This window comes from Kitasatospora sp. NPDC056327, from assembly GCF_042261735.1.
Classification (GTDB): Bacteria; Actinomycetota; Actinomycetes; order Streptomycetales; family Streptomycetaceae; genus Kitasatospora.
Genome location: NZ_JBHJRC010000255.1, coordinates 1 through 12,128 on the forward strand (window position 1 = coordinate 1; position 12,128 = coordinate 12,128).

Sequence of the window (12,128 nt, forward strand, 5' to 3'; positions counted from 1 at the left end):
CGGGGGGGGGGGGGGGGGGGGGGGTGGGGGGGGGGGCGGCCGGGGGGGGGGCCCCCCCCCCCCCCGGGGGGGGGGGGGGGGTGCAGGCAGTCCGTGGGGGCAGGGTCCCGTGCGGGGTCAGGGCTGGGGTGGGGTTACGGGTGAGGGGGTGCCGGTGGTCAGCTTCAGCAGGTCCTCGTAGGTCATCGGGACCACGGTGTGGGGGTGTCCGGCGGCGGCCCACAGCAGGTCGTGGCCGGCGAGGGCGGTGTCGACCACGGTGCGGAGCGGGCTCGGGTGGCCCACCGGGGCGACGCCGCCGATGGCCTGTCCGGTGGCCTCGCGGACCTGGGCGGCGGTCGCCCGGGTGATCGGGCCGGTGCCCAGGGCGTCGGCGAGGAAGGCGGTGTCGACGCGGTGGGCGCCGCTGGTCATGACCAGGAGGGGTGCGCCGTCGCAGACGAACACCAGGCTGTTGGCGATGGCGCCGACCTCGCAGCCGAGGGCCGCGGCAGCCTCGGCCGCGGTGCGGGCGGAGTCGGGCAGGACGCGGATCCCGCCGGGCAGGCCGGCCTCGGTCAGGGCGTCGGCCACCGCCCGGCTGCGACTGGGCAGGGACGTGTCGTCGGTCATCGCCCCATCCTGCCGCACCCACCGCACCGCGCTGCACCGCCCGGCCCGGACAGCGGGGACCCGGCGCCGGGAAGTGCCCGGGCGGCCCGTCCGAGCGCCCCTCCGGGGAGCCGTGCGGGGCCCACGGCGGCCCGCAGGGGGTGGAGAAGGGTTCGACGTTCTGGGGGGATTCGGTGGAACCCGCAGCGTGCCGGGCACTTCCGGGGTTCCGTGTCGGGGAACGGACAACCGGAGGCACGGCGATCCGGCCCTCCGATCCGGCCCGCGGGCCCCGCCGGGGCCACCGAGAGGAAGGCTCCAGGTCCGCCGATGCCGGGTACCGTCACCAGGAACCGCGCGAACCACGTGAACCGACTGAACCGCGAGCCGGACGGGACCCGTTCCCCTGGGCGGAAGTCTCCGCCGGGAACCGGCCCGGAGCGGTCCGGCGGTCCACAGACCGGACGGCGGCGGCCTCCGAACGGGGGCGCGAGGGGCGTGCGGAGAGCGCGTGCGAGGGGCGCGAAACAGGCCCTGACCAGCTGTGAACCCCGTACTACGGACATGTTGAGGACTTGTGTGTGCACGGCCCGAAGATCGAACGGGCTTTCACTCCTAACACACCGTATGACTAGTATCGCCTCGTCATAAAGCCCGTGCCCCGGTCGGTCCGGCCCACCCAGGCCGGCCGCCAGCCCCAAGGAGTCTGCTCTGCGCGCGCGTGCGAATCGGCGGCCCCCGACGCCGAAGGCCCCCCGCAGGCGTCGTCCGCGCCTGTCACTGCGGACGGCACTGCTCGTCCTCGCCCTCGTCCCCAGCATCGCCCTGGCCGTCCTCTGGGCGGTCACCAGCGGTGTGACCTTCTTCGACTTCCAGCGCCAGGCGGCGCAGGGCCTGCTGGCCCAGAAGGCGGGACAGCCGTCCAACATCGTCTACTACAACCTCCAGGAGGAGCGCCGGCTCAGCGCCGAGGCGCTCGCCCGGCCCGGCTCCGTCACGGACCAGCTGAAGCGCCAGCGCCAGCTGACCGACGAGGCCGTGCAGAAGTTCCAGACCCTCTCCGGCGAGACCGCCGACAGCGCGCCCGCCGAGGTCCGCACCGCCGTCGCCGAGGCCCGGCGCGCGATGGAGCGCCTCGGCGAACAGCGCGCCGCCGTCGACAAGGGCAGCGCCGACCAGCAGAGCGTCTACGCGTACTACACCGACCTCATCGCCGTGGACCTGCGGCTGTTCACCGCACTCAGCCACGTGGAGAACGGCGAGGTCACCTGGATCTCCAAGACCCTGGTCAACTCCTTCTGGGCGAAGGAGATGCTGGCCCGCGAGGACGCGATCCTCGCCCGCGGCTGGCCGTCCGGGAAGCTCAGCGCCTCCGACTACCAGCTCGTGCAGCAGGCGATCGGCGCCCAGGAGCACCTCTTCACCGTCCAGGTCGTGCCGTACGTGCCGGCCGGGGAGCGGAGCGCCTGGTCCGAGCTGATGAGCGGTTCGGCCTGGCAGGCCAAGGCCGCCGTCGAGCAGGCGCTGTCCCGCCCGGCCGCCGCCGACGCGACCGGCACCGTCCGCCTCCCCCAGCTCCAGGACCAGTGGCGACAGGCCGTCGACCAGGTCAACCCGGCGCTGGTGAAGGTGATGGAGGCCCGCACCGCGGGCGTGGTCGAGGTCGGCAAGGACTCGTTCCTCTCCCTGCTCACCCGGGTCGTGCTGACCGCGGTGATCGGCCTGGTCACGGTGGTCGCGGTGCTCCTCGCTAGCTGGCGCCTGACCCGCTCGCTGCGCCGCCGGATCAAGGACCTCCAGAGCCAGGCGCAGGAGCTGGAGCGCACCCTGCCCGAGGTGGTGGAGCGGCTCGCCCGCGGCGAGCAGGTCGACGTCGAGGCGGAGAGCCGGGCGATCACCGCCGGCTCGCACGCCCGCGGCGGCGACGAACTGGCGCAGCTCGGCCAGGCGATGAACCTGGCCCGCACCTCCGCGCTGGAGACCGCCGTCCGGCAGGCCGAGCAGCACCGCGGCTTCGAGCGGCTGCTGCAGCGCATCGCCCGCCGCACCCAGCTGCTGATCGGTCAGCAGCTGCGCAAGCTGGACACCCTGGAGCGCCGGCACGAGGACCCGGAGGTGCTGGAGGGCCTGTTCGACCTCGACCACCTGACCGCCCGCCTGCGCCGCTACGAGGAGAACCTGGTCATCATGGCCGGGGGCCAGCCGCAGCGGAAGTGGCGCAAGCCGGTACCGCTGCTGGACGTGCTGCGCTCCGCGCAGGGCGAGGTGCAGGAGTACCGCCGGGTCGTGCTGGACGTCGAGGGCCACCCGTGGCTCTCGGAGCGGGCCGTCGGCCCGGTCGCCCACGTGGTCGCCGAACTCATGGAGAACGCGGCGACGTTCTCGAAGCCGCCCACGCCGGTCGACGTCCGGGCAGCCGTCGTCGGGCGCGGGCTCGCGATCGAGATCGAGGACCGCGGCCTGGGCATGGACCCGGAGCAGTACGACGCGGCCAACGCGCTGATGGCCGCCGCGCTGGAGGACGAGCCCCCGCGCACCGACATGCTGGCGCGCGGCGACGACATCCGCCTCGGCTTCCACGTGGTGGGCCGGCTGGCGGCGGCGATCGGCCTGCAGATCGAGTTCCGCCCGTCGGCCTTCGGCGGGACCAGGGTGGTCGTGCTCGTCCCCGGCGAGTTCGTCCTGGACGGGGACTCCGGGCTGCCGGACGGTGCGGCGGTCACCCCGATCCCGCTCGCCCGGCGGCAGCGGCCCGAGCAGCGCGGGGACGCCGCGCCGCTCGCCTCGGTGACCGAGATGCCCTCCGCCGTGACCTCCTCGGCGGCCTCGCCGGTCGTCGCGGTGGACGAGGCGGAGGAGCGCGCGGCCCGTGAGGGACGCGGCACCCGCCCGGATCCCGCGCTGGACCCGGACCTCGATCTGGACCTGGAGCTGGCGACCGACGACTGGTTCACCCCCGGTGCCCGCCAGTCGCAGGCCCAGGCGTTCGCCCACGTCGAGTTCGTGCCCCCGTCGGACGACGAGGTGCTCGGGGGCCCGGCCCGCGAGGAGTACGCCGGTCCGGACGGTTTCGGGAACGGCGCGGACGGCACCGGCTTCGGCCACGGAGCAGGCCAGGGAACGGGCCACGGCACCGATCGGGACGAGGGCTTCGCCGTCGGCGACGCCGACGGCTACCTGCACCCGCTCGCCGAGCCCGGCACGCCCGTGCAGCACGGCTCGCCCGCCGGCCCGTACGGCTACGCCGGCACCGGGTACGACGGCGCGGCCCCCGGCACCTCGGCGCAGGGCGTCCCGGCGCAGGGCGTCCCGGCCCACGGTCTCCCGGCCCACGGTGTCCCGGCGCAGCACGCGCCCGGGTTCGAGGCCCCGGCCTACCCGGACATCGCCTACGCGACGGTCATGCCCGCCGAGGCGCCGTACGCCGACGAGCAGTACCGGCCCGCCGACAACTACCGGCTGGCCGAACGCCGGCAGCACGGCGAGCGGACCACCGACGCCGCGCACACCCCGGACGCCGGCCGCACCGGGCTCGCCCCGCACACGCCGTACGGCGCGCACCCGGCGGCCCCGCTGCCGCCCGCGCCGCCCGTGTCCGCACCGTCCGCGTACGCCGACCCGCTCGGCGCACCGGCCGGGCCGCCGCCCGTCGCCGGCTCCCAGCCGCCGCTGCCGCAGCGCGTCCGCCAGGCCAGCCTGGCCGCCGAGCTGCGCGTCCCGCCGCCGCCCCGGGTCACCCACCCCGCCCCCGGCGCCGCCCCGGCCGCCACGGCGGGCCCGTTCCAGCGGCCGCCGCGCCGTTCGGGTGCCACGGTCGGCGCCTTCCAGCGCCAGTCCCGGGCCGCCCGCAACCCCGACGGTGCCGGGCCCGAGAGCGCCGGCACCGACCCGGGCCGCACCCCCGCCGACCACACCCCCGGGGCCCACGCCCCCGGCGGCCGCACGCCCTCCGGGCGCACCCCGGCCGGCGCGCTCCCGCCCGCCGGTACCCTCCCGCCAGGCCCGTCCGCCCCCACGGCCGGCGCCGGATCCCCGACTCCCGCGCCGGGCAGCTCCCCCTGGGCGCTCCCGGCCGCGGACCCCCGAACCACGAGGACGGAAGAGCAGTCATGAACCGCACCATCGCCACCCACCAGGACCTCGACTGGCTGCTGGACGGACTCGTCGACACCGTGCCCGGGACGAGAAGCGCCGTGCTGCTCTCCGACGACGGCCTCGTGGTCAGCCACTCCCGCACCATCGACCGCGCCGACGCCGAGCGCCTGGCCGCCGTCGCGACCGGCCAGCAGAGCCTGGCCCGGGGCATCGGCCAGCTCTTCGACGGCGGCGCCGTGCACCAGGTGATCGTCGAGCTGGCCGAGGTCTGGCTGTTCATCATCGCCGCCGCCCAGGGCACCCACCTGGCGGTGGTCGCCGACCAGGAGGTGGACGCCGAGGTGATGTCGGTGGCCATGCACCAGCTCGTCCAGCAGGTCGGCCAGAAGCTCAGCACGCCGGTCCGCAGCGAGTTCGACGCCTTCTCCAGGAACCGGGGGTGAGCCTGCGGTGAGGCCGCACTGGAGCGAGCTGCCCGACGAGGACGAGGACGAGGAGTACGGCGCGGGCACGATGGTGCGCCCGTACACCATCACCCGCGGCCGGACCGCGCCCGAGCACGACCACCTCACCCTGATCACCCTGATGACCACGGTGGAGGAGCTCGCGGACCCGGTGCTGGCCTCCCGGTCCTCCGGTGCCCGCGGGCTTCAGCCGGAGCACCGGCTGATCCTGGAACGGTGCCGCCGGCCGGCCGCCGTCGCCGAGGTGGCGGCCGGGCTCGACCTGCCGGTCTCGGTCACCAAGATCCTCCTGGGCGACCTCATCGCCCAGGGGTTGCTGATGGCCCGGGCACCGATCTCGGTGGCCCGGGCCGCGGGGGACGGCGGCCTGGACCTCGGGCTGCTGACGGCCGTACGCGAAGGACTCCGGAGGCTCTGAACCATGGCACCATCCGCACCTCTCCCCTCCTCCTCTTCTTCCCCCTCCCCCGGTCCCGTCGTCCCGTCGGCCGTGAAGATCCTCATCGCCGGCGGGTTCGGGGTGGGCAAGACCACCCTGGTCGGCGCGGTCAGCGAGGTCGCCCCGCTGCGCACCGAGGAGTACCTCACCCGTGCGAGCGAGGGCGTGGACGACCTGTCCGGGGTGGACAGCAAGGAGACCACCACGGTCGCACTGGACTTCGGGCGGATCACCGTCAGTCCGGAGCTGGTGGTCTACCTGTTCGGCACGCCCGGCCAGGAGCGCTTCTGGTTCATGTGGAACGACCTGGTGAACGGCGCGCTCGGCGGCATCGTGATCGCCGACACCCGCCGACTGGACAGCAGCTTCGCCTCGATCGACTTCTTCGAGAGCCGGGGCATCCCGTTCGTGGTGGCGATCAACTGCTTCCACGGCCACAACACCCGTACGTCCGAGGAGATCCGGGCCGCGCTGGACCTCGACCCGCAGGTGCCGATGCTGATCGGCGACGTCCGGGTCCGGGCGTTCGGGCGGGAGCTGCTGCTCGCGCTGGTGGACCACCTCATGGAGCTGACGCTCGCCGCACCGGCGCGCTGAAACGTTTCATCCGCTCCCCGGCCCGCCTGCTCCTCGGCCCGTCTGCTCCCCGACCCATCCGTTTCCCCGGCCCACCCGCTCCACCGAGCCCTCCCGCTCTCCCGGGCCTTCCCGTTCCCGGGCCCGTGCTCTCCACCGGGCGCTCCCCCGAGCCCCCTCTCCCACCACCGCTTGGAGTACCACCGCCATGACCCCACCCCTGCGCATCCTCGTCCACGGCGCCGGCATCGGCGGCCTGACCGCCGCGACCGCGCTCGCCGGCCGCGGCCACCGGGTCGACGTCGTCGAGCTGCGCGACGCCCTGGAGGCGCTCGGCGTCGGCATCATCCAGCCGTCCAACGCCCTGCACGTGATGCGCGAGATCGGCGTGCTGGAGTCCTGCCTGGCGGCCGGCTTCCCGTGGGAGGTGCTGACCATCTGCGACCCCGCCGGCGGCGTCCTCGCGAAGATCCCGCAGCCCCGGATGGACGACGCGCCCTCCAACAACGGCATCCCCCGCCCCGCCCTGGCCCGGGTGCTGGGCGAGGCCGCCACCGCCGCCGGCGCGACCCTGCGCTTCGGCGCGACGATCGCCGAACTCACCGACGAGGGCGAGGAGGTGGCGGTCACCCTGTCCGACGGCAGCAGCGCCCGCTACGACCTGGTCGTCGGCTTCGACGGCATCGGTTCGCCGCTGCGCCGGCACCTCTACGGCGAGCGGTACGCGCCCGAGTACACCGGCTTCGCCAACTGGCGCGTCACCCTGCCGCGTTCGCCCGAGGTCCAGGGCGTGCTGATGTCCACCGGAAACCTGCGGGCCAAGGCACTGCTCACCCCGATCAGCACCGACCTCATGTACCTGGGCTCGGTGTTCGCCGAGGCCGAGGACTTCCGCCCGGACCCGCAGCGCGCCCACGAGCAGCTGCGCGAGCGCCTGGCCGGCTTCGGCGGCCCGGTCGCCGAGGCGCTGGCCCAGGTCACCGACCCGGCCGCGGTGGTCTACTCGCGGATCTCCCAGGTCACCGTCGAGGAGCCGTGGCACGTCGGCCGGGTGGTGCTGGCCGGCGACGCCGCGCACGCCTCCACCCCGCACCTGGCGCAGGGCGCCGCGATGGCCGTCGAGGACGCCCTGGTGCTCGCGCAGAGCCTGGACGCCGCCGACACCGTGCCCGCCGCGCTGACCGCCTGGGAGGAGCGCCGCCGGCCCCGCGCCCTCTGGGTGCAGGCGCTGTCCCGGGCGATCCTCAAGCAGGAGACCGGCACGCCGACCACCCCGGAGGAGGACGAGCTGCTCCAGGTCGGCATCCCCGGCGCCGCACACGTGCTCGTCAAGCCGTACTGAGCGGTTCCGCCCCGGGTACCCCGCCCGGCCCAGCGCGGACTTGTGTCCGCGCTGGGCCCCGGACAGACTTGACGCCCGTCCGACAAAGTGGCCGGCTGCCCGAGGGGTGACGGATGACGCCGTCGTTGTTCCGCATGCTCGATCTGCACGAGGAGGTGGAACGCGCCCGGCAGCACCCGGACGGACGGCTGTTCGTCTCCGACTACAACGGCGGGCACCCCTTCGTCGCCGACTACCTGGGCGACCTCGCGCACACCCCGCCCTACCGGCTGGGCGACGTCACCCGCTACTCGGCGCTCGACGAGGACACCGCCCTGCGCGCCAAGATCGCCCGGCTGCACGAGGGTTACGACGCCGAACCGTGCTCCCCCGGCCGGGTGGTGCCGGCCGGGGGCGCCAGCTCCCTGCTCGGCACCTTCTGCACCTGGCTCCGGCTCACCGGCCGCACCCGGATCCACTACCTGCCGCCGGTCTACTACAAGTTCGCCTACTTCTTCCGCCGGTTCGGCATCGAGCCGGTCAGACTCTCCGAAGCCCACGCCCACCAGCCCGGGTTCGACCTCCGGCTGCCCGACGAGAAGACCGTCCTGCTGCTCACCGACCCGGTCTGGTACGCCGGCCGGCGGGTCCCCGCGCTGGTGCTCAAGCAGCTCGCCGAGTGGCAGCACGCCACCGGCTCCCTGGTGTTCGTCGACGGCACCTTCCAGTACATGCGCTGGGACGGCGGGCGCCGCGAGGACTCCGCCGCGCTCCCCGCCGACCTCACCCTGCGGATGGTCTGTCCCACCAAGTACCTGTCCATCCACGGCTACCGGTGCGCCCACCTGCTCGTCCCCGAGGCGCTGCGCGAGCCGTTCGCCGAACTGCACCTCAACCTGCACGGCGACGTCACCCTCGCCGACCGGCTGTTCGCCCACCGGGCCGCCGACCTGATGCTGCTGGAGGGCAACCACCGGCTGCTCGACCACGTCCGGGCCAACCACCAGCGCCTCACCGCCTCCGGCGCGCTCGCCGCCCGGCAACGGGTCGACACCGGCTACTTCCTGTTCGCCCGCCCCACCGCGCCCGCCGACCGGCTGCTCGGCCTCGACGGCCGCCACTTCGAACTCGACGGCCACCCGGGCCACGTGCGGATCAACCTGCTCAACGAGCAGGGCCTGGCGGGTCTGGAGGAGCTGGGGCGGCCCGCGTGACCGCGTGCCGGCGCGCCCAGACCACCGCCGAGACCCGGGCCAGCAGCCGGGCCGCCGGATCCTCCGCCGCCCCGTCCGCCCCCGAGGCCAGCGGGCCGGTGTAGCAGACCGCCAGCAGGTACGGCGGGCAGTCGTCCGGGCGGACCAGGGCCGCGCAGTGCCGCACCCCGGGGAACCAGCCGTTCTTGAACGCGACCCTCGTCCCCGGCGGCAGCCCGGCCGCCAGGTCGACCCGGAAGGTGTTGCGCTCCAGCAGCCCGAGCACCTCCGGTTCGCCGTCCAGGGACTGCAGCAGCCGGACCAGGTCCCGGGCGGTGACCCGGTTGTGCACGCCGGCGTCGCGCGCCGGGTAGTCCTCGATGCCGCGCGGACTGCCGCTGCCGGTGGCGCCCGCCCGCCGCCACACCTCGGCGACCGCCTCGTGACCGACGCGGTCCAGACAGAGGTTGGTGGCCAGGTTGGAGGAGTGGGTGATCATCCGCTCGGCGAGCAGCCCCAGCGGCGCCGTCCCGCCGAGCAGCGTCCACGGCACCGGGTCGCTGTCCCACGCCGGATCGTTGGCGAAGCGCCCGCCCGCCCGCGAGACGAAGGAGTTCACCACCGCCACCGGTGCACCGAAGTCCGCCCGCGCCCGGTGCAGCGCCGCCAGCACGGCCACCTTCATCGTGCTCGCGGCGTCGTGCGGCACGCCCCCCGCACGCTCGAACACCGGCTCCCCGCCCCACGGGGCGACCACCACGGACAGCATGTCAGCCACCGTCCCCGGCTGCGGGCCGCCCCAAACCGTCACCTTCAGGGAGTTGATGGTGTGCGGAGCGCTCCGGAATACTGACTCAGCCTTTCCGGTCGATACGTCCACGAAGGGCCTGGCCGGCATGCCCTCCGCACCTCGCCGGCCGCCACCATTGCACCCAGGGGGTCCTCTCCATGCCCGTTTCCAGACGCCTCGCCACAGCCGCCGCGGCAGCCGGCTCGGCCATCGCGTCCGTCCTGCTTCCGTTCACCGCCGCCCACGCCGAGAGCACCGTGCTCCGCGTCGACAACGGCCCCGACTCGCGCTGCTGGGACACCGGCGCCGCGGCCGGCACCGCGGCGCAGCCGTTCTGCACCGTCCAGGCCGCCGCCGACGCGGCCCTGCCCGGACAGACCGTCAGCATCGCGGGCAACCGTTCGTACGTCGGCCAGGTCACCCTGCGCAACTCCGGACTGCCGGGCAAGCCGATCGTCTTCCGGGGCGAATCCGCGGCGGGCAGGGTCATGGTGGGGACCGAGAGCTGGAAGCAGGGCGCGACCCCCGCGCCCAACGCGCTGGTGTTCGAGGGCGTCCACGACATCACCCTGACCGGCCTCGAACTGCACGCCCCGCAGGAGGCCGTGGTCGTCAAGGACTCCGCGCGGGTCACCCTGGACCGCAACAAGGTGCAGGGCGGCAACCCGGTCAGCTGGGGCGTCCGGGCCTACCCGGACGAGACCGCGAGCGTCCGGATCACCGGGGCGAGCTCGGACGTCACGGTCAGCCGTGCCCAGTTCTTCGGCTCGCCCGTCGCCGCCGTCCTGGTCGAGCCCGGCGCGTCCGGCACCGTCGTGAGCACCAGCCAGATCGCCGACGGCCGCGGCCGGGGCGTCCTGGCCACCGACGCGCCCGGCACGGTCGTGGTGAACAACACCTTCGGCCGCAACTGCCGGACCGACGTGGAGCTCGCCGGGAACTCCGCCGGCGCCGTGGTCGAGAACAACATCGTCACCAAGAACCCGGCCCCCTGGTGCGACGGCGCACAGTCCGACACGACCCTGCTGGCCGTGTCGGCCGGATCGGTCCAGGGCACCAAGGCCGACCACAACACCGTCATCCCGGCCGGCCCGGCCACCTACACCTGGGGCGGCACTCCCCACGCCGACCCCGCCGCCTTCCGGGCGACCGGCCAGGGCGCGCACGACAACGCCGTCGACCCCCGCTTCAACAAGGTCGTCAACGACTACACCCCGGTCCCGGCCGAGGGCCTGACGGACGCGGCCGACCCGACGGCGCCCGGCCTGGTGGACACCGACGTGTTCGGCAACGCGGTGGTCGACCACCCGGGCATGCCCGACACCGCCGGCGGCCACCGCGACCGCGGCGCCGTCGAAGCCCAGGACCCGGTGAGAGCCAACCTGATCGGCGCCCACGCCCCGGGACCGCACCACCCGCTCAACGCCCGTTTCACGGCCGCCTACACCACGGGCTGGACATCGGACACCGCCACGCTGGACTTCGGTGACGGGAGCGCGCCCCTCGCCCTCACCCCCACGACCGGGCCCGTCGACCACGACTACCCGACCGCCGGCACCTTCGAGGCGACGCTGACCGTGTCCGGCCCGGCCGGCGCGGTCCGCACCTCCACCAGCAGGCTCACCGTCGCCCCGGTTCCCGACCTCCAGGCGCGGTTCACCTGGGGATCCGGCAGCCGTTACGAGTCCAAGGTCACGGTCCTGGCCGCGGACGTCAGCCCCTGGCCGGTCGCCCGGCGCGTCTTCGACTTCGGTGACGGCAGCGCGCCCGTGACCGTCGAGGGCCCCAACCCGCCCACCGGCATCACCCACGACTACGGCGTCGGCGGCGGTCACACCGTCACCGAGACCGTGACCGACGACCACGGCCGCACCGCGAGCACCTCGTCGGAGGTACGGGCGAGCGGCCCCTACGGCGGTGTGCCGTTCAGCAGCGGTTCCACGTCGAGTCCCGTGACCCGGACGGGCCTGTTCGACAACGGCAACTGGGTGATCGCGTCCAACACCTACGACAGCTCCTACCCCGGCACCACCTTCGTCTTCGGCCTGCCGGGCGACCTCCCGGTGGTCGGCAACTGGGGCGGTTCCAACGCCTCCTGCCGCTGCGCCCCCGGCATCTACCGGCCGAGCAGCTCCACGTTCGCCCTCAACCACGGCAACGGCGCCGTCGAGGCGGTGCCGTTCGGTGACCCCGGTGACCTCCCGCTCCCCGGCAACTGGGACGGAAGCCGCACGAAGGACCAGCTCGCCGTCTACCGTCCGGGCAACGGCCTGCTGGCCGTCCGCCACGACGACGGCAGCGTGACCGGCCTGCGCTTCGGCGACCCCGGCGACATCCCGGTCGTCGGCGACTGGGACGGCGTGGGCCACGCCCAGCTCGGCCTCTTCCGCCCCGGCCGCAACCCCGGCGACCCCAACCTCTTCATCCTCCGGCACGACGACGGATCGGTCTCCACCGCCGCCTACGGCGAGAAGGGCGACCTCCCCGTCGTCGGCGACTGGCTCGCCAAGGGCCGCACCACCTACGGCATCCACCGGCCCGGCACCCACCGCTTCGCGCTCAGCTACGCCTACGCGGGCCTGCCCGACGTCTCCTACACCATGTACGGCTACTGACCTGCGGTGACCCGTGACGGCGGGGGCGGTGCTCGGCCGAGCAC

General features: G+C 74.5%; 9 protein-coding genes. 7 read left to right on the top strand and 2 right to left on the bottom strand.

What is annotated here, in order from left to right:
- Nucleotides 1-117: 117 nt before the first annotated feature.
- Entirely contained in the window at nt 118-612 is a 495-nt protein-coding gene (locus tag ACFCX4_RS28220) for a YbaK/EbsC family protein (RefSeq protein WP_376148180.1), read from the bottom strand.
- 834 nt (nt 613-1,446) lie between these two features.
- On the opposite strand from ACFCX4_RS28220, the gene ACFCX4_RS28225 reads away from it, so the two are divergent.
- From ACFCX4_RS28225 to ACFCX4_RS28250, 6 genes are all read left to right on the top strand, one after another.
- Nucleotides 1,447-4,704 carry a nitrate- and nitrite sensing domain-containing protein gene (locus ACFCX4_RS28225; RefSeq protein ID WP_376148183.1) on the top strand — a complete coding sequence of 1,086 codons (3,258 nt, stop codon included), beginning with the start codon at nt 1,447-1,449 and terminating at the stop codon, nt 4,702-4,704.
- Nucleotides 4,701-5,129 (top strand): roadblock/LC7 domain-containing protein, encoded by a 429-nt coding sequence (locus ACFCX4_RS28230; RefSeq protein WP_376148186.1) that lies wholly within the window; start codon nt 4,701-4,703, stop codon nt 5,127-5,129. The genes ACFCX4_RS28225 and ACFCX4_RS28230 overlap by 4 nt, the downstream gene beginning before the upstream one ends.
- 7 nt (nt 5,130-5,136) lie before the next feature.
- Nucleotides 5,137-5,568 (top strand): DUF742 domain-containing protein, encoded by a 432-nt coding sequence (locus ACFCX4_RS28235; RefSeq protein WP_376148189.1) that lies wholly within the window; start codon nt 5,137-5,139, stop codon nt 5,566-5,568.
- A 3-nt stretch (nt 5,569-5,571) separates the two neighbouring features.
- On the top strand, nt 5,572-6,186 hold the full coding sequence (locus ACFCX4_RS28240; RefSeq protein ID WP_376148192.1) for an ATP/GTP-binding protein: 615 nt from the start codon (nt 5,572-5,574) through the stop codon (nt 6,184-6,186).
- A gap of 187 nt (nt 6,187-6,373) precedes the next feature.
- Complete coding sequence (locus tag ACFCX4_RS28245) at nt 6,374-7,507, top strand: FAD-dependent monooxygenase (RefSeq protein ID WP_376148195.1); 1,134 nt, start codon at nt 6,374-6,376, stop codon at nt 7,505-7,507.
- Between the two features lie 113 nt (nt 7,508-7,620).
- Nucleotides 7,621-8,700 (top strand): aminotransferase class I/II-fold pyridoxal phosphate-dependent enzyme, encoded by a 1,080-nt coding sequence (locus ACFCX4_RS28250; protein WP_376148199.1) that lies wholly within the window; start codon nt 7,621-7,623, stop codon nt 8,698-8,700.
- On the opposite strand, the gene ACFCX4_RS28255 is transcribed toward ACFCX4_RS28250, so the two are convergent.
- Entirely contained in the window at nt 8,651-9,448 is a 798-nt protein-coding gene (locus tag ACFCX4_RS28255) for a serine hydrolase (RefSeq protein ID WP_376148201.1), read from the bottom strand. The genes ACFCX4_RS28250 and ACFCX4_RS28255 overlap by 50 nt on opposite strands.
- 179 nt (nt 9,449-9,627) lie before the next feature.
- On the opposite strand from ACFCX4_RS28255, the gene ACFCX4_RS28260 reads away from it, so the two are divergent.
- Nucleotides 9,628-12,084 (top strand): PKD domain-containing protein, encoded by a 2,457-nt coding sequence (locus ACFCX4_RS28260; RefSeq protein ID WP_376148204.1) that lies wholly within the window; start codon nt 9,628-9,630, stop codon nt 12,082-12,084.
- Nucleotides 12,085-12,128: the final 44 nt, after the last annotated feature.

Coding starts and splice junctions, on each gene's coding strand:
- ACFCX4_RS28220 (WP_376148180.1), bottom strand. CDS start 612: ATGACCGACGACACGTCCCTGCCCAGTCGCAGCCGGGCGGTGGCCGAC.
- ACFCX4_RS28230 (WP_376148186.1), top strand. CDS start 4,701: ATGAACCGCACCATCGCCACCCACCAGGACCTCGACTGGCTGCTGGAC.
- ACFCX4_RS28240 (WP_376148192.1), top strand. CDS start 5,572: ATGGCACCATCCGCACCTCTCCCCTCCTCCTCTTCTTCCCCCTCCCCC.
- ACFCX4_RS28245 (WP_376148195.1), top strand. CDS start 6,374: ATGACCCCACCCCTGCGCATCCTCGTCCACGGCGCCGGCATCGGCGGC.
- ACFCX4_RS28250 (WP_376148199.1), top strand. CDS start 7,621: ATGACGCCGTCGTTGTTCCGCATGCTCGATCTGCACGAGGAGGTGGAA.
- ACFCX4_RS28255 (WP_376148201.1), bottom strand. CDS start 9,448: ATGCTGTCCGTGGTGGTCGCCCCGTGGGGCGGGGAGCCGGTGTTCGAG.
- ACFCX4_RS28260 (WP_376148204.1), top strand. CDS start 9,628: ATGCCCGTTTCCAGACGCCTCGCCACAGCCGCCGCGGCAGCCGGCTCG.